Below are 22,161 nucleotides of genomic sequence, written 5' to 3' on the forward strand. Positions count from 1 at the left end.
GCGCCGGTCCGAGCCGCGCCGGTCCGAGCCGCGCCGCGCCCCGCCCGTCGCGGCGCGCCCGCGTCCGCGCCGCCGCCCGCGCGCCGCGGCCCGCGCGCCGCGGCTTCCGGACCGCGGCCCGCCTGCCGGGGTCGGCACGAGCCTCCAGGCCGAGTCTCGGGTGAGCGGACGTCATGCGGCTTGCCGACGGCGCGCACCGTCCGCAGAGGCGAGACTCGGCAGAGCGGCGGCGGCAGCGCCGCGCTCAGCGCGTCATGTGGCCCGTCGTGATCGTCGTGCCGCTCAGGGGGAAGGCGTGGACCGGCAGCACCTGCTGCTGGATCTGGTCCATCACGACGTGGCTCTCCCACACCCCGTAGACCAGGACCGCGGCGACGGCGAGCACCGGGAGCGCGAGGACGGCGGCGACCCGGACGGTCCGGCCGAGGCGCTCGCGGCCCCACCGTGCGAGCGTCGGCGGGACGACCACGCCGAGCAGCCCGACGAGCACGATGAGCGTGACGGCGAGGGGCGACGGGTGGCCGAGGGCCCGCACCGTCGCGGGTGCGGCTGCGACGACGACCCCGGAGGCGTCGATCCAGTGGCCGTCCTCGTCGACCCCGCCGTAGTCGGCGCTCGCGCTCCACGTGCCGAGCACACCGACCATGAACAGGCTGACGATCGTGGCGACGACGACCATCCACCCGCGCAGGGTGAAGGAGCGCCCCTCGGCTGCCATCACCGGCGCGGCGACCACGTTCTCCCCCATGGGGTGAACGTAGCGCCGAGCCGGCGTGACGGCAACGCCCTGGCGGCTACTTCAGCCGGCGCTCCGCGGCCTCGACCACGTTCTTCATGAGCATCGCCCGGGTCATCGGCCCGACGCCACCGGGGACCGGCGACATGAAGCCCGCGACGGACGCGACCGCGGGGTCGACGTCGCCGTGCAGCTTGGCCTTGCCGGTCTCCTGGTTCACGACGCGGGTGATGCCCACGTCGATGACCGCTGCTCCGGGCTGGACCCAGTCGGGCTTGACCAGCCCGGCGACCCCGGCGGCTGCGACGACGATGTCCGCCCGGCGGCACTCGGCCGCGACGTCGGCGGTCAGGGAGTGGGTGAGGGTGGCGGTGGCCTCGAGCCGGGTGAGCAGCAAGCCGAGCGGACGACCGACCGTCAGGCCCTGGCCGATGATCGTGACGTGCCTGCCGCGGATCGGGATGTCGTACGCGCGGAGCATCTCGACGATCCCGCGGGGCGTGCAGGGCAGGGGCGCGTCGATCGTGCCGGCACCACCGGGGACGGCGAGCACGAGCTCCCCGAGGTTCGTCGGGTGCAGGCCGTCGGCGTCCTTCGACGGGTCCATCAGCTCGAGCATCGGCGTCGGGTCGATGCCCTCCGGCAGCGGGAGCTGCACGATGAACGCCGTGACCCGGGGGTCGTCGTTCATCTGCAGGATCGCGGCGCGGATGTCGGCGGCCGAGGCGGTCGCGGGCAGGTCGAGGCGGATCGACTCGATGCCGATCTGCGCCGAGTCACGGTGCTTGCCGGCGACGTACGACAGCGAGCCGGCGTTCTCCCCGACCAGGATCGTGCCGAGGCCCGGGTGGATGCCCCGCTCGTGCAGGCGATCGACGCGGACACGGAGTTCCTCGAGCGTGCGGGCAGCGAGGGCGGTGCCGTCGATGCGCACGGCCGAGTCCTCCCCCGCCCACCGTGCGGTGGGCAGAGGAGCCACCGCGCCGGGGTGGGAGGCCACCGCGCCGGGCTGGAGCGCCACCGCGCCGGACTGGGGGGTTGCGGCGCCGCTCACGCGTAGAGCGGGAACGCGTCGGTGAGGGCCTTGACCCGCGCCGAGAGCGCCGCCACGTCCGGGTTCGGCATGAGCGTCAGCGCGATGATGTCCGCGACCTCGGTGAACTCGGCGTCGCCGAAGCCCCGCGTGGCCAGCGCCGAGGTGCCGATGCGGACGCCCGAGGTGACCATCGGCGGACGCGGGTCGAACGGCACGGAGTTGCGGTTCACGGTGATGCCGACCTCGTGCAGGAGGTCCTCGGCCTGCTTGCCGTCGACCTCGGACTCGCGCAGGTCGACGAGCACCAGGTGCACGTCCGTACCGCCGGTGAGGACGTCGACCCCGGCGGCCTTGGCGTCCTCAGCCGTCAGGCGGGACGCGAGGGCCTGGGCGCCGCGGATGGTGCGTTCCTGGCGGTCCTTGAACTCCGGCGTGCCGGCGAGCAGGAACGCGGTGGCCTTCGCCGCGATGACGTGCATGAGCGGACCGCCCTGCTGCCCCGGGAACACGGCGGAGTTCAGCTTCTTGAACAGGGTCTCGTCGTTCGACAGGATCAGCCCCGAGCGCGGACCGGCGAGGGTCTTGTGCACGGTCGTGGACACGACGTGGGCGTGCGGGACGGGCGACGGGTGCAGACCGGCGGCAACGAGCCCGGCGAAGTGCGCCATGTCGACCCAGAGCTTCGCGCCGACCTCGTCCGCGATCTCGCGGAACTTCGCGAAGTCGAGCTGGCGCGGGTACGCCGACCAGCCGGCGATGATGACCTTCGGCTGGTGCTCGACGGCCTTGGCGCGGATGTCGTCGTAGTCGACCTCGAACGTGGTGGGGTCGACGCCGTACGACACGGCGTTGTAGATGCGGCCGGAGAAGTTGAGCTTCATGCCGTGGGTCAGGTGGCCGCCGTGGGCGAGCTCGAGACCGAGGATGGTGTCGCCGGCGGAGGCGATGGCGTGCAGGACCGCGGCGTTGGCCGTGGCGCCGGAGTGCGGCTGGACGTTGGCGTACGCGGCGCCGAACAGCGACTTGGCGCGGTCGATGGCGAGCTGCTCGGCGATGTCGACGTACTCGCAGCCGCCGTAGTAGCGCTTGCCCGGGTAGCCCTCGGCGTACTTGTTCGTGAGCACGGACCCGACGGACTCGAGCACGGCGCGGGGCACGAAGTTCTCGGAGGCGATCATCTCGAGGGTGTCGCGCTGGCGGCCGAGCTCCTGCTGCAGGACGGCGGCGATCTCGGGGTCGACCTCGCTGAGCGGGGCGTTGAACGCGGCGCGGGCAGCGGCGGCGTCGGCGACAGCGGGTTCGGCCGGGGCGTCGGGCGTCTCGGACACGAACGGGGGCAGATCGGTGATGGACACGGGTCTCCTTGGTGACGAGCCGAACGAGCCGGCGAGGATCGGTCGGCGTGGCCCAGGCGGACGGCCACGCACCGTGTCGAGTGTCGCTCCCTGATGGTGACCCATCCGACGCCAGTCGCGACAGGACGATCGTACCGAGCCGTCCCGCCTGTGTCACCCTGGTTGCATGCCCCTGTCGTTCCCGTCCGTCGACGAGCGCACCGACACCGATGCCGACCTCGACACCCGTGCCAGCGTGCGGCCCGACGTGCCGTGGGTGACCGTGGTCTGGGACGACCCGGTCAACCTGATGTCCTACGTCACCTACGTCTTCCAGACCTACTTCGGGTTCCCGCGCCCGACCGCTGAGCAGCTCATGCACCAGGTGGACGCCGAGGGACGCGCCATCGTCGCCACGGGCAACCGGGAGCAGATGGAGCTCCACGTCGAGGCGATGCACGGCTACGGCCTGCAGGCCACCGTCGACCGGGCAGCCGGCGAGTGATCCCCTTCGTGCGCCGCCCCGACGGCATCCACCTCGGCCTGGCCTCCGGCGAGCGCTCGGTGCTCACGAGCCTGGTCGAGCAGCTGCAGCAGATCCTCGACGGTGACCTCGACTCCGACCCCGTGACCCTCCGGATGTTCCCGGACGCCTACCCCGGCGACCGCCAGGCGAGTTCCGAGTTCCGGCGCTACACCCGCGACGACCTCCGCACGGGCAAGGCGACCAACGCCGACGTCGTGCACGCGTGGCTCACCGGGGGTCGCGACGGTGCGCTCTCCGCCGAGGACGAGCAGGCGTGGCTCCGCTGCCTGACCGACCTGCGGCTCACGATCGCGGACCGGCTCGGCATCGTGGACGCCGACACCGAGGCCGCGAGCAGCAACGCCGTCGACGGCGTCGGGCTGCGGGACGTCTACGACTGGCTCGGGTACCTGCAGGAGCACCTCGTCACGACGCTGACCGCGCCGCGCTGAGCGCGCGCCAGGAGCACGGTGCGACGTGTTCCGTCCCGTGCGAGGTCGCGCACCTGGTGCACGGGTGCAGCGCCGCACGGGGTGTACGACCTCGCACGGGCGCATTGATCGACAGGCAGCCTTGCAAGTTGCCCTGTCGGAGTAGTACCGTCGCGGTATGACCTCCACGGATCCGTCCGACCTCGCCAGTGACCTGCTGGCGCTCCACGGTCGCATCCGCAGGACGACCCTGGTGGGCAAGTCCGACGAGGTCACCGCGTCCCAGACGGCCGCACTCGGTCGCCTGGTCCGCGACGGCGCCACGACGACCGCCGACCTGGCCAGGGCCGAGGGCGTGCGCCCGCAGTCGATGGGCGCCACGATCCAGGTGCTCGTCGACCTCGGCTTCGTCGACCGCGAGCAGGACCCCACCGACGGCCGACGCACGATCGTCAGCGCCACCCCCGCCGGCCGCGCCGCCCGCGAGGACTCCCTCCGCTCCCGCACCCGCATGCTCGCCGAGCGCCTCGCGGCGCTCGACCCGGACGACCGCGCGGTCCTCGCGCGGTCGTTCGCCATCCTCAGACCCCTCGTCGAGTCGTGACCAGCCTGGAGGCCCGTGGTGCGTCGCGAACGCACGCCGGGCCTCCAGGCTGGTCGCGTCCCGGCCACCTCGCCAAGGCAGGCCACCACGTCCACCTCCACCACTCCCGTCCCGACGCCCGCTGACCAGGGATCCGGCAGCGGCTTCGGCCCGAAGCTGCTGATCCCGGTCCTGGTCGGGCCGCTGTTGAACCCGATCAACACGACGATGGTGTCGGTCGCCCTCGCGCCGATCTCCCGCGACCTGGGCATCGGCGCCTCGCAGGCGATCTGGCTCGTCGCGGCGCTGTACCTGGCGAGTGCCGTGGCGCAGCCGACGATGGGGAAGCTGGCGGACCGGTTCGGCCCGAAGAAGGTGTTCATGGCCGGACTCGTCGTGGTGGGGATCGCGGGGCTCGTACCTGAAGTGCTCACCGGGTTCGGCGGGGCCGTGTTCGCGCGCGTGCTCATCGGCATCGGGACCTCGTCCGCATACCCGGCGGCGCTGACGACCCTGCGGCACCACTCCGCCCGGATCGGGAGGCCGACGCCGCCCCTGGTCCTCGGGGCGCTCTCGATCACCTCGCTGGTGTCCGCCGCGGCCGGGCCGCCGCTCGGTGGTGCGCTCATCGCGGGGTTCGGCTGGCACGCGATCTTCCTGGTGAACGTGCCGCTCGCGGCGTTCGGGCTCGTCGTCGCCGGGCTCTGGCTGCCGTCCGACCGACTGCGTCCGCGGTACGACGCCGACGTGCCGGTCCTCACCGCGCTCGACCCGTTCGGCATGGTGCTCATGACGGGCACGGTGTCGGCGCTGCTGGTGTTCCTGCTCGACATCACGGCAGGGCTGTGGTGGCTGCTCGGCGTCGCGGTCGTGCTGCTCGTGGCCCTGGTGCTCTGGGAGCTGCGCGCCACCCGGCCGTTCGTCGACGTGCGGATGCTCGCGCGGAACGGCGCCCTGACCCGCACCTACCTGCGGCTGTTCCTCGTCTACATGCTCGCGTACACGATGACGTACGGGTTCTCGCAGTGGGTGCAGGACGTCGCCGGGTACTCCAGCGACCAGGCCGGGTACCTCCAGCTGCCCGCGGCGGTCATCGCCGGCGTCGCGTCGTTCGTCGTCGCCCGACGGACCACCGTGCGCGGGCCGCTCGTGATCGCGGCGACGGTGCCCGTCCTCGGCGGGCTGCTGCTGCTCGGCCTGCACACCGGGTCGCCGATCGTGCTGCTGGCCCTGGCACCGGCGCTGTTCGGGATCCCCCAGGCCCTGGCGTCCGTGTCGAACCAGGCGGCGCTGTACCGGATGGTGCCGGCGGAGTCGATCGGCACGGCGGCGGGGCTGTCCCGCACGAGCGTCTACATCGGGGCGATCGCGGCGTCCTCGCTCATCGGCGGGGTGTTCGGCCAGGCTCCGACCACGCCGGACCTGCACGTGCTCGGGTGGGTGATCGTCGGGATCGCGGTGGTGCTGAGCGCGCTGACGATCGGCGACCGGGCGCTGCGGCGCGGGGCGTAGCGCGGCGCGGGGTCGGGTCGGGTCGGCTCGCGCCCGCGCCCGCGCGTTGACTCGTCGAGGGAGCAGAAATGGTCGGGTGGCCCCGCGGTACCCGACGTCTTCTGCTCCATCGCCGCTCGACGCCCGACGCCCGCACTCCACCGCGGAGGATGACGCTCCACAGGGGCTGCGTGACGGGGCCGGGCCGAGCCTCCTGGCCGGTAGCCTGAACCGGTGACCGACCCGAGCGACGCGACGCCCACGCATTGGACCCTGACCCTGGTCTGCGACGACCAGCCCGGGATCGTGCACGCCGTGTCGGGGGCCGTCGTCCAGGCCCACGGCAACATCACCGAGTCGCAGCAGTTCTCGAGCCACGACACCAACACGTTCTTCATGCGCCTGCAGGTCATGGCACCGGTCGACCGCGCAACGTTCGAGCAGGCCATCGCGCCCGTCGTCGAGCGCTACGACATGCGCGTCCAGCTCGACGTCGTGGGTCGCCCGATGCGCACGCTGGTGCTGGTGTCCAAGGCCGGGCACTGCCTGAACGACCTGCTCTACCGGCAGCGCGGCGGGCAGCTCGCCATCGACGTGCCCCTCGTGCTCTCGAACCACACGGACCTGTCCGAGCTCGCGGCGTTCTACTCCGTGCCGTTCGAGCACCGACCGGTGACCGACGCCGACAGCAAGGCGGCGATGGAGCAGCGCATCCTCGACGCGGTGCAGGAGCACGACATCGAACTCGTCGTCCTGGCGCGGTACATGCAGATCCTCTCCCCCGAGCTCTGCGCCGCGCTGCGCGGTCGAGCGGTCAACATCCACCACTCGTTCCTGCCCGGGTTCAAGGGCGCCAACCCCTACCGGCAGGCGCATGCCCGCGGCGTGAAGCTCATCGGGGCAACGGCGCACTTCGTCACGAGCGACCTCGACGAGGGCCCGATCATCGAGCAGAACGTCGTGCGCGTCGACCACACGAAGGAGCCCTCCGAGCTCGTCTCGATCGGACAGGACGAAGAGTCACGCACCCTCACCCAGGCCGTGCGCTGGATCGCGGAGGACCGGGTCCTCCTCGACGGCGCCCGCACCATCATCTTCAAGTAGGCAGCAGATGAGCAACGCCCCGCAGTCCCCGGTGGACTGGGACGCGACCCCCGACCCCGCGGCTCCGCGGGACGCGCGCCGCGTCGACTTCTGGACCGTGCTGCGCGGCCTGGTCTGCGCGTTCGGCCTGGTGTCGCTGGCGTACTGGGGCTACATCGCGTGGCCGTACCCGATGCCGGCGCTGCTGTTCGTCGTCGGTGCGCCGCTCTTCGCGGCGGTGGTCTGGTACTTCTTCCGCTCCCCGCGCTCCCCGATCGAGACCGACGTGGTCGGCAAGACCATCGTCGAGGTCGCGCTCGTCGTGGCCGCCGGGGGCGCCTGGATCTCGATCGGGCACCCGGTCGTCGGGCTGGTCTTCGTCGTGGTGGCTGCGGTGTCCGGCGTGGTCGCGTCACGACGGGAGGCCCGGTGAGCGGCGGGGCGGGTGCCGGGTCCGGCTCGGGTTCCGGGTCCGGTTCCGGTTCCGCTTCCGGTTCCGGTTCCGGGTCCGGGTCCGGTTCCGGTTCCGGCTCCGTCGGTCTGGAGGCTCGGAGCACGCTGGTGCGCGCGGCTCGCGTCGTCGACGTGGCCGGGTCGACGACCGACGGGTGGGTCCTCGTCGTCGGTGACACGATCCGCGCGGTCGGCTCCGGACCCGATGTCCCGACGGCAGACGAGGTCATCGACCTCGGCGATGCGGTCCTGACGCCCGGGTTCATCGACCTGCACGGGCACGGCGGCGCGACCGTCGCGTACGAGGACGCCGACGTCGGCCCCTCGCTCGCGATGCACCGCGCGCACGGCACCACCCGGTCGGTGCTGTCGCTCGTCGCGAACCCGGTGGACGTCCTCGTGGGGTCGCTCGGACGCATCCGCGAGGTGATGGCTGCCGACCCGCTCGTGCTCGGCGTCCACCTCGAGGGGCCCTTCCTCTCCCCGCACAACAAGGGCGCCCACAACGAGCACTTCCTCATCGACCCGACCCCCGCCGGCGTCGACGCTCTGCTGTCGGCCGGTGAGGACGTCATCCGCCAGGTCACCATCGCGCCTGAGCTGCCCGGCGCACTCGATGCCGTCCGTCGGTTCGTCGACGCCGGGGTCGTCGTCGCGGTCGGCCACACCGTCGGCACGTTCGACCAGGCCCGTGCCGCGTTCGACGCCGGCGCGACGATGTTGACGCACGCGTTCAACGCCATGCCGGGCCTCCACCACCGGGCTCCCGGGCCGATCGGCGCCGCGGTGGCCGACGACCGCGTGACGCTCGAGCTCATCCTCGACGCCGTGCACGTGCACCCCGTCGTGGCCGACACCCTGTTCCGCGCTGCCCTGGGCCGCGTCGCGCTGATCACAGACGCCATGGGTGCCACCGGAGCCGCGGACGGCGACTACCGCCTCGGGTCGCTCGACGTCACCGTGACCGACGGTGTCGCGCACGTCGCCGGGACGGACACCATCGCCGGGTCGACGCTGACGCAGGACGTGGCGCTGCGGAACGCCGTCGCGCTCGCCGGGCGGTCGCTGCCCGAGGCCGTGGCGGCGCTGACGAGCGTGCCCGCCGGTGCGCTCGGGCTCGGCGACCGGCTGGGCAGGCTCGCGCCGGGGTTCGCCGCCGACCTGGTGGCGCTGTCGCCGTCGCTCGAGGTGCAGCGGGTGTGGGGCGCCGGGCGGCTGCTGCGCTGAGGGACCGCACCGCGCAGGCCCAGGCGCTCAGCGTGCGGCGGTTGACTGGTGCTCGTGAAGACCCTCATCGTCACGGCGCACCCTGACCAGGACTCCCTCACCGCGGGCGTTGCTCGGCTGCTGCAGGAGGCGTTGCACGGCACGGTCGGCCGTACCGAGCCCGCCGAACTCGCCGACCTCGCTGCCGAGGGGTTCGACCCCCGCTTCGGCATCGCGGACCGCGACCACTACCGCGGTGACGCCGAGGTGCCCGCGGACGTCGCCCGCGAGCAGCGTCGTCTCGACGAGGCCGATCACCTCGTCCTCGTCTTCCCCGTGTACTGGTGGTCGATGCCCGCGCTCCTGAAGGGGTGGATCGACCGCGTCTTCGTCAACGGCTGGGCCTTCGACATCGACCCGGCCGGTGGCACACGTCGGAACCTGGGGCGCCTCATGGTCCACCTCCTCCCGGTTGCCGGCGACGCGCTCGGCACCTACGAGCGGCACGGCTACGAGCAGGCACTCCGGACGCAGATCGAGCACGGGATCGTCGACTACTGCGGGGCACAGCGCGGCGCGGTCGCGTTCGTGCACGAGTCGGAAGGCGACGACACCGTGGCTCGTCAGACGGCGGTCGAGGACGCGGTCGGTCGGGTCGTCCGCGCTGTTCGGGGCACGGGCCGGTGAACGTCGCCGAGGTCGTCGCGCTGCTGACGCCCATGTTCCACGAGATGCTCAACGACGACGAACTCACGTCACTCCGGTTCGGCATCGTGCCGATGGACGAGTTCGACGGACCTCACCAACTTCGTGACGACGATCCCGTCCGCTCGAACAGTGCGGTCGTGCGGTGGCAGGTCCTCGACGAACGCGGTTGGTCCCGCGGGCTGGACGGCGATGACGACCCGGTGACCCTTGTCCGTGGCGTGCAGAGCGACCTGCAGGACTTCATCTCCGAGAGCGACTTCGGGTGGGGGCAGCTCAGGGGTCCTCGGGACCTCATCTGAATCCCGCTGCCACGGCCGTCAGGACCGTGCAGCGCCGGGCTCGCAGGGGCTCAGCTCAGAGCCACGCGGCCACGCCACCGTGCGACGAGCACGTCCCACGCCGTGACTGGCTGAAGCTGTAGGTCCCGTCCCCGCACTTCGCAGTCGCACCACTCGGCGCACTCGAGGAGACCTCCGGGCTGCAGACCGTGTTGCCGGCGGAGTTGACGTAGCTGCCGTTCGTGCACGCGGGAGCGGCAGGCGCGACCGGTGCCGGCGGTGCGACGTAGGTCCCGACGGTCGTGACCTGCGTGACCGGCGGAGTCGTCACGGCCTGGCTGGTGAGCGTGCGAGCGGTCTCCACACCGTCGGTGAGCGTCACCGCGTAGGTCTTCGTCTCGACGCCGTTCGCGCCCGCGGTCGTCACCGACGACGTGCCGTTGGCGACCGTCGCGCTCTCGACGCTCGTCGTGGCGAAGGGGATCGCCACTGACTCGCTGACGACCTTCGTCGTGACCACCGGGGTCGGTGTCGGCGTCGGGGTCGGGGTCGGGGTCGGCGTACGGGTCGGCTTGGGCGAACTGGTCGTGCTCGCCGTGGCGTGCGCAGGTGCCGTGGCAACCGCAGCAACACGCTCGACCGGCTGCGGTGCCACGGGGTGTGTCGCGCCGAAGGCCGACGTGGAACCGACCATCACGACGAGCGCGATGCCCGCGCCGATCGCAGCAGCGGCGCGCTTCCGGGGAAGCCGCAACCAGGTCGTCCGACGGAACAGGACGCCGTAGAGCGCGGTCACGAGCACCACCAGCGAGGCCATCACCACCATCGACCACACACCGCCGGAGGCGAGTCCGAGCAGCGCCATGAGCAGCGTGCCGATGATGCCGACCCAGCTCGAGATCGGAACCCTCCGCCTGCGCTTCGGATCGGTCTGCTGGCCGTGCTGTTGGCGGACGGACATGGTGCTCCTTCGGGTGAGAACGCCCTGAGTATGACTCATGCTCAGGTCGCCTCCGGAGTCTGTCCAGATACGGCGGACCCGCACAGCGGTCCAGGGTTCAGTCGGTGCGGGGCCGACGGAGGACGACTGCAGCCCCGACCCCGACGGCAGCGACGAGCGCCATCGCTGCCGCGACCGTCGACGCGTCGGGTTCGAGGAGCGCCTGGCCCCGCTCGGCCTGCCACCACAGCAGCCCGACGAGTACGACGGCGGCACCGCCCGCGACGCGCAGCAGGTCCCGCCGCGTGCGCTCGTCCAGACGTGTGCACCGGAGGAACACCCAGGCGAGGACCGGGAGCACCTGGATCATGTGCAGCCCGACGAAGTGCGCGATCCGCAGGTCGCCGTGGTGCAGGCTCCAGTCGGTGAACGGCATGCCCGCTCCGCCGTCCAGCGCTCCGACCGTGTGTGCTCCGGTGGTGGTCGAGGTCGCCCCGTTCCCGAGCATCGAGACCGCCTCGACCATGCCGACCACGCAGAGCCCGAGCCCCCACCGGATCCCGGCAGCAACGCCGAGGTCGAGGCCACGGGTCCGGAGCGCCAGGACAGCGATGACGATCGTCGCGATGAACACCGCGGAGACGCTGACACCACCCGCCGCGTAGGCGGCAGCGTCGAACGGGGCGCCGGTGTTGAAGTGGCTCGTGGTCCCGCGCACGACCTGCACGTCGATCCAGACGACCTCGATCGCGAGGGCGAGCACGATGACCGATGCCAGGACGATCAGCGTCCGCCGGTGCCCGTGGACCGCGCGGAGCATCCACCGCAGCGTCAGCAGGTAGAGCGTGATCGCGATCGCGAACTTCGTCGGCTTGATCCACGCCGGCTCCCCGCCGATCTCCTGCCCGTCCACCGCGAGGGCCACCATGCTCACCAGGAGGGTGACCACGCTGACGGCGGTGGCGATCCCGAGCACCCTCCTGGCCGGCGCTGATGCCTTCGGGTCGGGTGCGCGCGGCGGCAGTGCATCGATGTGCTCGTGGAGCCGGCTGGTGATCGAGGTCATGCACTCATGCTCGACCGGTGCCCTCGTGGGCACATCGTCCTCGCGGACGCGGCGGGCTCGTCCTGCAGGACACTTCGGTGTGGGTCCGCACGACCGATGTGGAGTCGGGGACCCGGTTGCTAGCGTTCATCCCGGAGAGGACGACCATGAGCGAGAGGCGCCCCGAACGACCTCGGCAGCTCGAGCGCCTGTGGGCCGTGCCGGTCGTGCTGGGCGCGGCCGCCGCCGCAGTGACGTCGTGGGGGTCGCCCGTGGCGGTCGCCTTGATCGTCGTCGCGCTCCTGCCGTGGGTCGCAGAGCAGGTACGGCGGCCACTGCCGGAGTGGGTGTTCGCCGCCCTCGCGATCGCGCCGGTTGTCGGGATCACCGTCCTGGTGGACCTGAACGCCTCGATGTTCCTCGTGACCTCGGCGCTGTCGCAGCTCGTCGGTCGCCGGTCCAGCAGGGAGCGCATCGCCGCGGCGGCCGTGATCGGTGTCGTCGTGCCGTTCGTCCCGGTCCTGGCTGGGTGGTCCTTCAACGTGGGTGCCGTGTACTTCGCGATCGGCAACCTCCTCGCGATCGTCGTCGGCGTCCTGTTGGCACGTACCAGGTCGCTCGCCACCGAACTGCGGACGGCGGACGCGCGACTGGCTGTGGCTCAGGCGCAGGAGGAACGGACCGCGCTCGCCCGTGACGTGCACGACCTGGTGGCACACTCGCTCACCGTCGTGGTGCTGCAGATCGGCGGGGCGCGGAGGATCCTCCGCTCCGATCGTGACGCAGCGGAAGCGGCGTTGTCGCAGGCCGAACTCGTCTGCCGCGAGAGCCTCGACGGTGTGCGGGAGGTCGTCGGGCTGCTCCGGACCGAGGGCGATGACCCCCTGCGGTCCTGGAGTCTCGACCACCTCGTGGACACCTACCGGAGTGCCGGCGTCGCGATCGACCTCGACCTCCGTGCCGACCTCGATGCGCTGCCGATCATCACCAGAGGCACGCTGTTCCGCGTGGTCCAGGAAGCGCTGGCCAACGCCGCTCGCTACCGGACGCCGAGCAGCACGATCGACGTCGTGATCCGGCAGGACCTCGGCATGGTCGTCGGCCGTGTCACGAACGTTCGACCGCGCGGACCGCGGGTGCCGAGCACCGGCGGGTACGGGCTCCCCGGGCTCCGCGAGCAGGTCGAACGCGTGGGCGGCGGGATCGAGAGCGGTCCCGCCGGCGACCGCTGGGTGGTCGAGTGCCGGCTACCGACCGATGCGGCTCGCCCGATGGAGGTGTCCCGGTGACCATCCGCATCGTCCTCGCCGACGACCAGGCGATGATCCGGTCCGGGCTGGCGCTCGTGCTGCGTTCCGAGCCCGACCTCGAGATCGTCGAGGAGTGCGCTGACGGCCATGCGCTCCTGCGTGCCGTGACCCTCACCGCGCCGGACCTCGTCCTCACCGACATCCGGATGCCCGGGATCGACGGCATCGAGGCCACCCGACGCATCCGCACCCAGGTCGGCGGGCCGCCCGTGCTCGCCCTCACGACGTTCGACGACGACGACGTGCTGTGGCCGACGCTGGACGCCGGCGCGGACGGGTTCGTGCTCAAGGACAGTGCCGCCGAGGCCCTGGTCGACGCCGTGCGTGTGGTCGCTGGCGGTGGCACCTGGATCGACCCGCGGGTGCTCCCCCGGGTCGTCGCGCGGGCGGTCGCACAGCCGCAGGTGTCGGCGGACGGCGCGCGTGCGCTCGCGTCACTGACGCCCCGGGAGCGCGAGGTCCTCGACCTCGTCTGCGACGGTGCCAGCAATGCCGAGGTCGCCGCCGCGCTCGACACCGGTGAGCGCACCGTCAAGTCCCACGTCTCAGCGATCCTGGCGAAGCTCGGCGCTCGGGACCGCGCAGGGGCGATCGTCATGGCCCACCGAGCAGGGTGGCGCCGCGCCTGAAGGTGTGGGCGTCGGTGCCGACAGTTGCCGGCGCACGCCCGACGGGTCATCCGTCCGAGACACCGCATCGACGCAGGACCTCGTCCACGACGACGTCCAGGGGCTGCGTGGCGTCGATGACGATCCCGGCTGGTGTGTCGGCGCCGGACGCCTGCAACGCTCGGACCAGCGCCCGTTCCGCCGCTCTCCCACGCCCGGCCCACTCGTCCGCACCGCGCTCGTCGAGCCGGCGGTCCAACGTCGTTGCGTCGATCGCGAGGACGACGGCCTCGTCGAACAGCGTGATGACGTCGCCGACGTTCCGCGACCCACCGCAGAAGAACGTCACCGGCTCGGTCTCGTCGGCGATCCGCTCCTGTACCCGGTCCACGTCCCAGAGGTGGTGAGCGTGGACGTCGACACCGGTCACCCCGTGGACCGGCCGACCCGTGGCAGGGTCGCCCTGGTACGCCAGTTCACGATCCCCCTCGACCACCGCGAACCCACGCCTCCGCAGCTCGCGAGCAACCGCCGTCTTCCCGGCACCGGAAACGCCTTCGACGAGGTGGTTGCGGATGCCCACGGCGCCGACCGATCAGCTCAGACCGCGCACGAAGTCCAGCGCCTCACGCACCGTCTCCTCGAGCGGCCGGGTGCTGTCCACCACGAGCCGCTCGTCCGTCCGCGGCTCGTACTCGGCGCGGACCCGCTCGACCTCGTCCCACGTCGGCAGCACGAACCCGGGCAGGTCGTTCTCGCGCTCCTCCACCCGTCGTCGGTGCTCCTCGAGGTCCGGGCACACGACCTCGACCACGCGCAACGGGACCCCGGCCGCCTCCGCCGTGGACACCCACCCCGCGCGGGCAGCCTCGACGCCTGACACCGCGTCGGCCACGACCGTCAACCCACGACGGAGGTCGGGGACGGCGAGCGCGTGCATGACCGAGTAGGCAGCGATCCCCGACTGCGACCGGGGAATGCCGTACTTCCACATGGCGGCCTCGATGGCGTCCACCCGCAGGCTCGGAGCGGAGAGCGCATCGGCGAGTGCCGACGACAGCGTCGACTTCCCGGAGCCGGGCAACCCACAGACCTGGACGAGCACGGGGTCGACCGCCTCAGCTGGCCCGGGCGACCGGGAAGTCGGCGTGGCGCAGGGCCGGGCAGAACTCCGGTGTCGGGTGCTCGGAGATCTGGATGACCTCGTCGAGCCGTTCCCGTGCGGCCTCGAGCTCCACCATCTGTGCCGTGATCCGCTCGCGCTCGGAGGCGAGGAGCGCGAAGTCCTCGGGGGTGGCGTGCCCGGCATCGACGCTCGGCAGGAGCTGCGCGATGGTGCGGCTCGCGAGCCCGGCGGCGTAGAGCTGCTGCACGAGCTGCACCCGCTCCACGGCGGCCTCGCGGTAGAGGCGCTGCCCGTTGACGGAGCGGTCCGCCGTCAGGAGCCCCTGCTCTTCGTAGTAGCGGAGCGAGCGGATGCTCACCTTGGCTCGCGCGGCCAGGTCACCGATGCGCACGACTTCTCCGATCCGGGTTGCCCCTGACACCGACGTGAGGTCTTAGCGTACGTCCGCTGCCGTCGGGAACCACCCGGGCGCTGAGAGGAACACCATGGACATCGCTGGATCCGTCGCACTCGTCACCGGCTCGAACCGGGGCATCGGTCGCCGCTTCGCCGAGGAGCTGCTGGCGCGCGGCGCGACGAAGGTCTACGCCACCGCGCGCCGCCCCGAGAGCGTGCACATCGACGGGGTGGAGGTGCTCCCGCTCGACATCACGGACCAGCACTCGGTCGACGCGGTGGCCCTGGCTGCGCCGGACGTCACGCTCCTGGTCAACAACGCGGGCATCACGGCCGAGGGCTCGCTGGTCACCGGGCCGCTGGAGGACGCACACCGGGTGATGGACACGAACCACTGGGGCACGCTGTCGATGGTCCGGGCGTTCGCGCCGGTGATCGAGTCGAACGGCGGCGGCGCGATCGTGAACGTCCTGTCGGCGCTGTCGTGGTTCGCGTCGCCCGGGTACGGCGGGTACGCCGCCGCGAAGGCCGCCGCGTGGAACATGACGAACGCGGTCCGTCTGGAACTCTCCGGCCGGGGCATCGCCGTGCAGGGCCTGCACCTCGGGGCGGCGGACACGGACATGATGGCGGAGTACGACGGCCCGAAGGCGGACCCGGCGGACATCGTCCGGGCATCGCTCGACGGCGTCGCACGGGGCGCGGCCGAGGTGGTCGCTGACGACTGGAGCGCCATGGTGAAGGCGTCGCTCGCAGCGGAGCCCGAGCGGCTCTACGCCCAGTTCGGCTGAGCGCCCAGGAGCACGACGACGATGGCGGGCAGCCCCGATGGGGGCCGCCCGCCGTGTCGGTGGCTCGGTCTCAGCGGTCGAGCGGCCGGTCCCGGGATGCCGTGGCCCAGCTCGTGTCCGCCGTGTCACCGACCCGGAGCGAGAGCGTCCCGCCGCGGTTGACGAACGAGGACGGCACCCACGACCTCGTCAGCGGCTGGCCGTCGAGCCGCGCCCCCTGGACGTAGGGGTCGGTGCCCGAGGACCGGATGACGATCCGCTCACCGCTCGCCCGCCGGATGTCGACCGTGCTGAACGTCGGGCTCCCGATGAGCATCTCGGCCCGCCCGGGCGTCTGCGGGTACAGGCCGATCGAGGCGAAGACGTACCAAGCGCTCATCGTGCCGAGGTCGTCGTTGCCGGGGAGGCCACCGGGACCGGTGCCGTACGCGTCGTCGACGACCCGGCGCACGGTCTCCTGCGTCTTCCACGGCTGCCCGAGCGCGTTGTACATCCACGGCGTGTGGATGTCCGGCTCGTTGGTCGGGTCGAACTTCGTCGCGTCGCCGCCGGTCACCGCGAACGCACCGGAGGCGTCGTGGAAGAACGTGTCGAGTCGGGCGACGGCCGCCGCGTCACCACCCAGGGCGGACGACAGCCCGCGGACGTCCTGCGGCACGAGCCACGTGTACTGCGCGCTGGTCCCCTGGGCGAAGCCGACACCGGTCGAGGGCGACCAGTCCGGCGTCCACGATCCGTCGGCCTGCCGTGCGGCCTGGTACCCGACGGCCGGGTTGAACGTGTTCTTCCAGGAGTCGCCGCGAGCGGCGAACATCCGGGCGTCGGACCGCAGACCGAGCGATCCCGCCCAGTACCCGAGGGCGCTGTCGGAGATCGAGTCCTCGAGCGTCTCGGCGGCACCGCCCCAGCAGTGGCAGTCGTCGTTCGCCGCGTACTGCCGCTGCAGGTACTGGTCGAGACCGGGCCGCTGCGCCAGGCACTGCCCCGGGCACCCGATGTCGCTGAGTGCGTCGGCGTTCTGCACCGTGGCCTGGTGCCGCAGGGACTGGTAGGCCGCACGGACGTCGAAGTTCCGGACGCCCATGGCGTACCAGGTGGCGAGCGTCGCCGCAGAGGGGTCGCCGGTCATCACGTGGGTGGGCGCTCCGAGGTGCAGCCACCGGTCCCAGACGCCGCCGTTCTGCTCCGCAAATCGCAGCATCGACTGGGCCATGTCCCCGGCGACGTCCGGCCGCAGCAGTGCGAGCAGCTGGATTTGCGCCCGGTACTGGTCCCAGCCGGAGTAGGTGCCGTACACGGCGCGGTGCCCGCGGTCGATGCGGTGCACCCGCATGTCCGGCCCGAGGTACCGCCCGTCGCGGTCGTTCAGCGTGTTCGGCTGCATCAGCGCGTGGTACACGGACGTGTACAGCTGCGTGGTCCGGTCCGCCGTGCCACCACCGACGCGGATGCGCGACAGTTCACGGTTCCAGGAGGCTCGGGTCGCCGCCGCCACGCTGTCCACCGTCGCGTGCTTGCGCACCTCGCCGTCGCGGTTCGCGACGGCACCCGCGGCGCTGACGTACGAGATGCCGATGCGGGCGTGCACCGTCGCACCGCGACGCGCGTCGAACCCGACCCATGCGCCGGAGCCGCGTCCGGCACGGTCGGCCCCGGTCAGGTAGCCCTCCCCACCGGAGACGCGCGTGCCTCCCGGCTGGACCGTGTCGTCCTTCCAGGTGCCGTTGCTCGAGAACGCCCGGTCGAAGGTCGCGGTGAAGAACAGACGGTAGTAGCTGCGGCGGTCGGGGTTCGTCGCGCCGCCGCCGTTGGCGCGGCGGCTGCAGAAGCCGCCGGTCAGGACGCTGCCGCTGACGGTGCGGGTGCGGGGGTCGACGCGGGTGGTGGCGTCCTCGCTGCCGTTGATCGAGTTCGAGGTGCGGAAGAGCAGGTTGGCGGCCTTCCCGGCGGGGAAGGCGAACTCGCCGATGCCGGCACGGGTCGTGACCGCGAGGTCGGTGCGCACGCCGTTGTCGAGCTGGACGCCGTAGCGGCCCGGGCTCGCGGACTCCTGGTCGTGGGAGTACCCGGCGGCGTAGACCGCGTCGGTGGTGTCGGCGGACGGCGAGGTCGTCACGGCCGTGGTGACCGGCATGATCGGCACGTCGCCGGCAGCACCGGGCGCGCACCCCGCGCCGTTGAGGTGCGTCAGGCTCAGGCCACGGAGCCGGTTCACGTCGTAGGAGTAGCCGTTCGCGACGGGGGTCGAGGTCTGGTCGCCCTTCGTGCCGGTCGGGCTCCACTGCATCATCCCGAACGGCGCGGTCGCGCCTGGCCAGGTGTTGCCGTCGTGGCTGGTCCCGATGAACGGGTCGACGGACGACGCACGGTCGGCGACGGGCCGGGAGGCCGTGGTCGCCGCCGCCAGGTCGGTCGCGGGTGCCGCCGTGGCCGGGGCCGCGACCACCCCCGTGCCGAGCAGCGCGGCGATCGTGGCCGCTGCAGCGAGCGGGACCGGACGGAGGAGCGGGCGGCGGTGCACGCGAGAACGGATCACGTTCGCGACGCTAGCCCCCTCGGACGGGGGCCGTGCGGTCGGTCACGGATCGGTCGTGTCGTGTTCACGTCCGGTTCCCGTCCGCTTCCCGTTCGCTTCCCGTCCGCTGATGCGGTCGTCGTCAGCGCACGGCGCGCTCGGCCGTCCGCTCGACGAAGGCCCGGACGTGCGCGCGGAACGCCGGGTCGGCAGCGGCGCCCTGGACCGGGACGACGTGCAGACGACGGTCCGAGCGACGGAGCGCGGGCCCAACGAAGACGCCTTCCTCGACGTCCGATGCAGTCGCTGCCCAGAGGACGGCACGGGCGCCGTCCTCCACCGTGCGGGCGGCGAGCCGGGCCACGGACCCGGCGATCGTCGCGAGCAGGGTCTCTGCCTGGCCGTTCATGCCCGTCGCGGCGATGCCCGGGTGCGCGATCACCGACCGGACCGCCGAACCGGATGCACGGAGGCGCTCGCCGAGGTCGACCGCGAGGGCCGCCGCGGCGGTCTTCGAGGCGGTGTACGCGGCGAACTGTCGGTAGGAGCGGGGGTCGTCGACCGCGTCGAGGTCCGGCACCCGGGCCGTGCGCTGCGAGAGGTTGGAGCCGACCAGGACGACCCGCGGTGACGGTCCCCCGAGGACGGGGAGCATCGCGTCCGCGAGGACCGCCGGGCCGACGACGTTGGTGGCCCAGGTCCGGTCGACGCCGTCCACGCCGAGCTCGAAGCGTGGCGCACTGATCCCCGCGTTGTTGACCAGGGTGTCCACCACGAGGCCGTCCTCGGCGAGGCGCCGGGCGAACGCCGTGACGGAGGCGACGGACGCGGTGTCGACGACCCGGGCCTCCAGGCCGGATGGCAGGACGCGCGCCGCCTTGTCGAGGTCGCGGACCCCGGCGATGACGTGCGCGCCGGCGGCGGCGAGCCCGGTGGCGACGGCGAGTCCGAGACCGCCGGTGGCTCCGGTGACCACCACGGTCCGTCCGTGCTGGTCGGGCATCTGGTCGGGTTCCCATGAGAAGGACGGCATCGGGGCTCCTGTCGTGGTCTGGCGAGGCGAATCGGATGATCCATCCGGAACGCTAGCACAAGCGGATACACTGTCCGCATGGTCGACCTCGCCCGCCCGGACTCCCTCCGCTCCGATGCCCTGCGCAACCGCGCAGCGCTGCTCGCCGTGGCGCGCGAGCACCTCGACCGGGGTGAACCCGCTCAGCTGAACGCCGTCGCGCGGGAGGCCGGAGTGGGGGTGGGGACCGCGTACCGACACTTCCCCACCCAGCAGCACCTGCTCGAGGCGCTCGCGATCGACGCGTTCGAGGCCATGCTCGACCGGGTCCGGGACGCGGTCGCGGTGCCCGACGTCGAGGCAGCGGTCCGCGGCGTCGTCACCGAGGCCTTCCACGGACTCGTGGGCGACCCGGCGCTCGGCGACCTGCTGACGGGCGGGACGTTCTCGTGCGCCGACACGGCGGCCCTGGCTGGGGACCTCGTCGACTCGATCGGTGCGCTCCTCGAGCGGGGCGCTGCTGCCGGTGTGGTGCGCTCGGACGTGCAGCCGGACGACCTCCGCCGACTCGTCTGCGGGATGCGTCAGGCGGCGACGGCCGGCGGGGTCCGCGTCAGCGAGCCGGACCGGTACGTCGAGATCCTGCTCGCCGGGCTCCGACCCTGACAGGATGAGGCGCATGAGCGTCATGGTCTCCGTGTTCGATGCCCTCCGGACCCGCACGAGCGAGAAGTACACGGCCTTCCCGCCGGACGTGCTGCCCATGTTCGTCGCGGAGATGGACTCCACACTCGCCGAGCCCGTCCGTGAAGCCCTCGTCCGCGCCGTGACCGACGGCGACACCGGCTACGTCGGGCACGGTCGGGCGCTGCCCGAGGCCTTCACCGCCTTCGCGTCCGATCGGTGGGGCTGGCACGTGGACCCTGACCTGGTCCGGACGACCACGGACGTGTCGGTCGCCGCCGTCGAGACCCTGCGCCGGGTCATCGAGCCCGGCGGCCAGGTCGTCATCATGCCGCCCGTGTACGCGCCGTTCTGGGAGTACGTGTCCGAGGCCGGCGGCACCGCGACCGAGGTCCCGCTCATCGCACCCGCGGGGCCGGCCGACCCGTTCGACACGACCGCAGCGTGGCGGATCGACCTCGACGGTGTCGCGCAGGCCTTCGCGGACGGCGCCAGGACCGTCCTGCTCTGCAACCCGCACAACCCGCTCGGGCTCGTGCACGACCGCGAGACACTGGCCGCGCTGGCCCGGCTGGCCGCAGAGTGGGACGCCGTGGTCGTCTCGGACGAGATCCACGCGCCGCTCGTCCACGCGGACGCCACGTTCACGCCCTTCCTCGACTCCTGCCCCGAGGCCGCGGCGATCGGTGTCGCCCTGACGAGTGCGAGCAAGGCGTGGAACCTCGCGGGCACCAAGTGTGCGCTCATGGTCGGGGCGTCAGAGCGCGCTCGCGGCTGGTTCGACGGGCGGCCGGGCGAGGTCGTCGAGCGCACCGGGATCCTCGGGTACACCGCGAGCGTCGCCGCGTTCAGCGAGGGCGGCCCGTGGCTGGCGTCGCTGCTGGCCGAGCTCGCGGCGAACCGGCGGATCCTGGCGGAGGAGCTCGGCGATGCGCTGCCCGGGGTCGGCTACCGGCAGCCGCAGGCGTCGTACCTGGCGTGGCTCGACCTGCGGGCGCTGCCGTGGGGCGACGACCCCGCGGTGCGACTCGTGGACGAGGCGAAGGTGGCCCTGTCGAACGGGCGCGACTACGGGCGGCAGGGCGTGGGGCACGCGCGGCTCAACTTCGGCTGCTCGGAGGACACGTTGCGCGAGGGGTTGGCGCGCCTGGCCGCTGCCGCGGGTGCTGCTGCGGGTTGAGACGCCGGCGTCTCGAAGGACGTGCCGGTCGGAGTGCATGCGAGACACCCCTGTCAGCGCGGAACACCGGCGTCTCGACGGACGTGCCGGTCAGAGTGCGTGCGAGACACCCCCGTCAGCGCGAGACACCGGCGTCTCGACGAGCATCCGGGCGTGCGTGCGGAGTGAGACACCACGGTCTGCGCGAGACACCGCGAAGCCTTCGAGACGCGGCCGAAAACTGCGGCGTCTCGACAACTCCGGGGCGTCTCAGCGAGACACCGGCGTCTCACTCCAGAGCCGGAGCACCACGGTCGCGAGACACCGGCGTCTCGACGAGCATCCGGGCATGCGTGCGGAGTGAGACACCACCGTCTGCGCGAGACACCGCGAAGCCTTCGAGACGCCGCCGAAAACTGCGGCGTCTCGACAACTCCGGGGCGTCTCAGCGAGACACCGGCGTCTCACTCCAGAGCTCGGGTAACGCGGACGCGAGACACCGGCGTCTCGACGAGCATCCGGGCGTACGTTCGGAGTGAGACACCACCGTCTGCGCGGGACACCGCGAAGTCCTCGAGACGCCGCCGAAAACTGCGGCGTCTCGACAACTCCGAGGCGTCTCAGCGAGACAGCGGCGTCTCATACCAGAGCTCGGGCACCACGGACGCGAGACACCGGCGTCTCGCGGACACCTGCACCTGCACCTGCAC

Annotated in this window: 24 protein-coding genes and 1 riboswitch; of the genes, 14 read left to right on the forward strand and 10 right to left on the reverse strand. The window is 72.2% G+C overall.

Annotated elements, in window-relative coordinates; all coding sequences use genetic code 11:
- Nucleotides 1-244 precede the first annotated feature (244 nt).
- The 3 genes from BIU98_RS06915 to glyA form a co-directional block, all read right to left on the reverse strand.
- A complete protein-coding gene (locus tag BIU98_RS06915; RefSeq protein ID WP_071273816.1) occupies nt 245-748 on the reverse strand; it encodes a hypothetical protein in 504 nt (167 codons plus the stop codon).
- A gap of 46 nt (nt 749-794) precedes the next feature.
- Nucleotides 795-1,706: a bifunctional methylenetetrahydrofolate dehydrogenase/methenyltetrahydrofolate cyclohydrolase gene (locus BIU98_RS06920; protein ID WP_071273919.1), complete on the reverse strand. Its 912-nt coding sequence runs from the start codon at nt 1,704-1,706 to the stop codon at nt 795-797.
- 80 nt (nt 1,707-1,786) lie between these two features.
- Nucleotides 1,787-3,100, reverse strand: coding sequence for a serine hydroxymethyltransferase (glyA, locus tag BIU98_RS06925; protein ID WP_083393055.1), 1,314 nt, complete (start codon nt 3,098-3,100; stop codon nt 1,787-1,789).
- 70 nt (nt 3,101-3,170) lie between these two features.
- Nucleotides 3,171-3,256, reverse strand: a riboswitch (ZMP/ZTP riboswitch).
- 37 nt (nt 3,257-3,293) lie between these two features.
- On the opposite strand from glyA, the gene clpS reads away from it, so the two are divergent.
- From clpS to BIU98_RS06970, 9 genes are all read left to right on the forward strand, one after another.
- Nucleotides 3,294-3,611 (forward strand): ATP-dependent Clp protease adapter ClpS, encoded by a 318-nt coding sequence (gene clpS / locus BIU98_RS06930; protein ID WP_071273819.1) that lies wholly within the window; start codon nt 3,294-3,296, stop codon nt 3,609-3,611.
- Nucleotides 3,612-3,619: 8 nt separating this feature from the next.
- Nucleotides 3,620-4,084 carry a DUF2017 family protein gene (locus BIU98_RS06935; protein WP_139200606.1) on the forward strand — a complete coding sequence of 155 codons (465 nt, stop codon included), beginning with the start codon at nt 3,620-3,622 and terminating at the stop codon, nt 4,082-4,084.
- Nucleotides 4,085-4,241: 157 nt separating this feature from the next.
- Nucleotides 4,242-4,667 carry a MarR family winged helix-turn-helix transcriptional regulator gene (locus BIU98_RS06940; RefSeq protein WP_071273825.1) on the forward strand — a complete coding sequence of 142 codons (426 nt, stop codon included), beginning with the start codon at nt 4,242-4,244 and terminating at the stop codon, nt 4,665-4,667.
- 15 nt (nt 4,668-4,682) lie between these two features.
- Entirely contained in the window at nt 4,683-6,158 is a 1,476-nt protein-coding gene (locus tag BIU98_RS06945) for an MFS transporter (RefSeq protein WP_217635672.1), read from the forward strand.
- 213 nt (nt 6,159-6,371) lie between these two features.
- Entirely contained in the window at nt 6,372-7,241 is an 870-nt protein-coding gene (purU, locus tag BIU98_RS06950) for a formyltetrahydrofolate deformylase (RefSeq protein WP_071273828.1), read from the forward strand.
- 7 nt (nt 7,242-7,248) lie between these two features.
- Nucleotides 7,249-7,653, forward strand: coding sequence for a YrdB family protein (locus tag BIU98_RS06955; RefSeq protein WP_083393048.1), 405 nt, complete (start codon nt 7,249-7,251; stop codon nt 7,651-7,653).
- A 128-nt stretch (nt 7,654-7,781) separates the two neighbouring features.
- Entirely contained in the window at nt 7,782-8,900 is a 1,119-nt protein-coding gene (gene nagA / locus BIU98_RS06960; RefSeq protein WP_254787811.1) for an N-acetylglucosamine-6-phosphate deacetylase, read from the forward strand.
- A gap of 54 nt (nt 8,901-8,954) precedes the next feature.
- Nucleotides 8,955-9,566 (forward strand): NAD(P)H-dependent oxidoreductase, encoded by a 612-nt coding sequence (locus tag BIU98_RS06965; protein ID WP_071273931.1) that lies wholly within the window; start codon nt 8,955-8,957, stop codon nt 9,564-9,566.
- On the forward strand, nt 9,563-9,886 hold the full coding sequence (locus BIU98_RS06970) for a hypothetical protein (protein ID WP_071273831.1): 324 nt from the start codon (nt 9,563-9,565) through the stop codon (nt 9,884-9,886). The genes BIU98_RS06965 and BIU98_RS06970 overlap by 4 nt, the downstream gene beginning before the upstream one ends.
- 55 nt (nt 9,887-9,941) lie before the next feature.
- On the opposite strand, the gene BIU98_RS06975 is transcribed toward BIU98_RS06970, so the two are convergent.
- Together BIU98_RS06975 and BIU98_RS06980 are read right to left on the reverse strand one after the other, a co-directional pair.
- Nucleotides 9,942-10,826 (reverse strand): DUF3761 domain-containing protein, encoded by an 885-nt coding sequence (locus tag BIU98_RS06975; protein ID WP_071273842.1) that lies wholly within the window; start codon nt 10,824-10,826, stop codon nt 9,942-9,944.
- A gap of 97 nt (nt 10,827-10,923) precedes the next feature.
- On the reverse strand, nt 10,924-11,871 hold the full coding sequence (locus BIU98_RS06980) for a hypothetical protein (protein WP_083393049.1): 948 nt from the start codon (nt 11,869-11,871) through the stop codon (nt 10,924-10,926).
- Between the two features lie 146 nt (nt 11,872-12,017).
- Here BIU98_RS06980 and BIU98_RS06985 point away from each other — a divergent pair, with 146 nt between their 5' ends.
- Nucleotides 12,018-13,139 carry a sensor histidine kinase gene (locus BIU98_RS06985; RefSeq protein ID WP_083393050.1) on the forward strand — a complete coding sequence of 374 codons (1,122 nt, stop codon included), beginning with the start codon at nt 12,018-12,020 and terminating at the stop codon, nt 13,137-13,139.
- Nucleotides 13,136-13,789, forward strand: coding sequence for a response regulator transcription factor (locus BIU98_RS06990; RefSeq protein WP_083393051.1), 654 nt, complete (start codon nt 13,136-13,138; stop codon nt 13,787-13,789). Before BIU98_RS06985 ends, BIU98_RS06990 begins: the two co-directional genes overlap by 4 nt.
- Before the next feature lie 46 nt (nt 13,790-13,835).
- Here the strand turns inward: BIU98_RS06990 and BIU98_RS06995 are convergent, their stop codons facing one another.
- The 3 genes from BIU98_RS06995 to BIU98_RS07005 form a co-directional block, all read right to left on the reverse strand.
- Complete coding sequence (locus BIU98_RS06995; RefSeq protein ID WP_254787812.1) at nt 13,836-14,264, reverse strand: nucleoside kinase; 429 nt, start codon at nt 14,262-14,264, stop codon at nt 13,836-13,838.
- A gap of 99 nt (nt 14,265-14,363) precedes the next feature.
- Nucleotides 14,364-14,873, reverse strand: a complete 510-nt coding sequence (locus BIU98_RS07000; protein WP_071273850.1) for an ATP-binding protein — start codon at nt 14,871-14,873, stop codon at nt 14,364-14,366.
- A 13-nt stretch (nt 14,874-14,886) separates the two neighbouring features.
- Nucleotides 14,887-15,285 (reverse strand): MerR family transcriptional regulator, encoded by a 399-nt coding sequence (locus BIU98_RS07005; RefSeq protein WP_071273854.1) that lies wholly within the window; start codon nt 15,283-15,285, stop codon nt 14,887-14,889.
- A 94-nt stretch (nt 15,286-15,379) separates the two neighbouring features.
- Here BIU98_RS07005 and BIU98_RS07010 point away from each other — a divergent pair, with 94 nt between their 5' ends.
- Nucleotides 15,380-16,081: an SDR family oxidoreductase gene (locus BIU98_RS07010; protein ID WP_071273857.1), complete on the forward strand. Its 702-nt coding sequence runs from the start codon at nt 15,380-15,382 to the stop codon at nt 16,079-16,081.
- Nucleotides 16,082-16,151: 70 nt separating this feature from the next.
- Here BIU98_RS07010 and BIU98_RS07015 read toward each other — a convergent pair whose 3' ends face one another.
- The gene (locus BIU98_RS07015) at nt 16,152-18,617 is read right to left on the reverse strand and encodes a GH92 family glycosyl hydrolase (protein ID WP_254787813.1); all 2,466 of its coding nucleotides are present in this window, start codon (nt 18,615-18,617) and stop codon (nt 16,152-16,154) included.
- A gap of 121 nt (nt 18,618-18,738) precedes the next feature.
- Nucleotides 18,739-19,629 (reverse strand): SDR family NAD(P)-dependent oxidoreductase, encoded by an 891-nt coding sequence (locus BIU98_RS07020; protein WP_071273863.1) that lies wholly within the window; start codon nt 19,627-19,629, stop codon nt 18,739-18,741.
- A 78-nt stretch (nt 19,630-19,707) separates the two neighbouring features.
- Between BIU98_RS07020 and BIU98_RS07025 the strand changes: the two genes are divergently transcribed.
- Nucleotides 19,708-20,274 (forward strand): TetR/AcrR family transcriptional regulator, encoded by a 567-nt coding sequence (locus BIU98_RS07025; protein WP_071273866.1) that lies wholly within the window; start codon nt 19,708-19,710, stop codon nt 20,272-20,274.
- A 13-nt stretch (nt 20,275-20,287) separates the two neighbouring features.
- Nucleotides 20,288-21,472 (forward strand): MalY/PatB family protein, encoded by a 1,185-nt coding sequence (locus BIU98_RS07030; protein ID WP_071273869.1) that lies wholly within the window; start codon nt 20,288-20,290, stop codon nt 21,470-21,472.
- The last annotated feature ends 689 nt before the right edge of the window (nt 21,473-22,161 follow it).

The organism is Curtobacterium sp. MMLR14_010 (assembly GCF_001865015.1).
In the GTDB taxonomy this organism is placed as follows: domain Bacteria; phylum Actinomycetota; class Actinomycetes; order Actinomycetales; family Microbacteriaceae; genus Curtobacterium.

What these genes read in the sequence shown, in the direction of transcription:
- BIU98_RS06915 (WP_071273816.1), bottom strand. Translation starts at nt 748, where the DNA reads ATGGGGGAGAACGTGGTCGCCGCGCCGGTGATGGCAGCCGAGGGGCGC.
- clpS (WP_071273819.1), top strand. Translation starts at nt 3,294, where the DNA reads ATGCCCCTGTCGTTCCCGTCCGTCGACGAGCGCACCGACACCGATGCC.
- BIU98_RS06940 (WP_071273825.1), top strand. Translation starts at nt 4,242, where the DNA reads ATGACCTCCACGGATCCGTCCGACCTCGCCAGTGACCTGCTGGCGCTC.
- BIU98_RS06955 (WP_083393048.1), top strand. Translation starts at nt 7,249, where the DNA reads ATGAGCAACGCCCCGCAGTCCCCGGTGGACTGGGACGCGACCCCCGAC.
- BIU98_RS06975 (WP_071273842.1), bottom strand. Translation starts at nt 10,826, where the DNA reads ATGTCCGTCCGCCAACAGCACGGCCAGCAGACCGATCCGAAGCGCAGG.
- BIU98_RS06980 (WP_083393049.1), bottom strand. Translation starts at nt 11,871, where the DNA reads ATGACCTCGATCACCAGCCGGCTCCACGAGCACATCGATGCACTGCCG.
- BIU98_RS06985 (WP_083393050.1), top strand. Translation starts at nt 12,018, where the DNA reads ATGAGCGAGAGGCGCCCCGAACGACCTCGGCAGCTCGAGCGCCTGTGG.
- BIU98_RS07010 (WP_071273857.1), top strand. Translation starts at nt 15,380, where the DNA reads ATGGACATCGCTGGATCCGTCGCACTCGTCACCGGCTCGAACCGGGGC.
- BIU98_RS07020 (WP_071273863.1), bottom strand. Translation starts at nt 19,629, where the DNA reads ATGCCGTCCTTCTCATGGGAACCCGACCAGATGCCCGACCAGCACGGA.
- BIU98_RS07025 (WP_071273866.1), top strand. Translation starts at nt 19,708, where the DNA reads ATGGTCGACCTCGCCCGCCCGGACTCCCTCCGCTCCGATGCCCTGCGC.
- BIU98_RS07030 (WP_071273869.1), top strand. Translation starts at nt 20,288, where the DNA reads ATGAGCGTCATGGTCTCCGTGTTCGATGCCCTCCGGACCCGCACGAGC.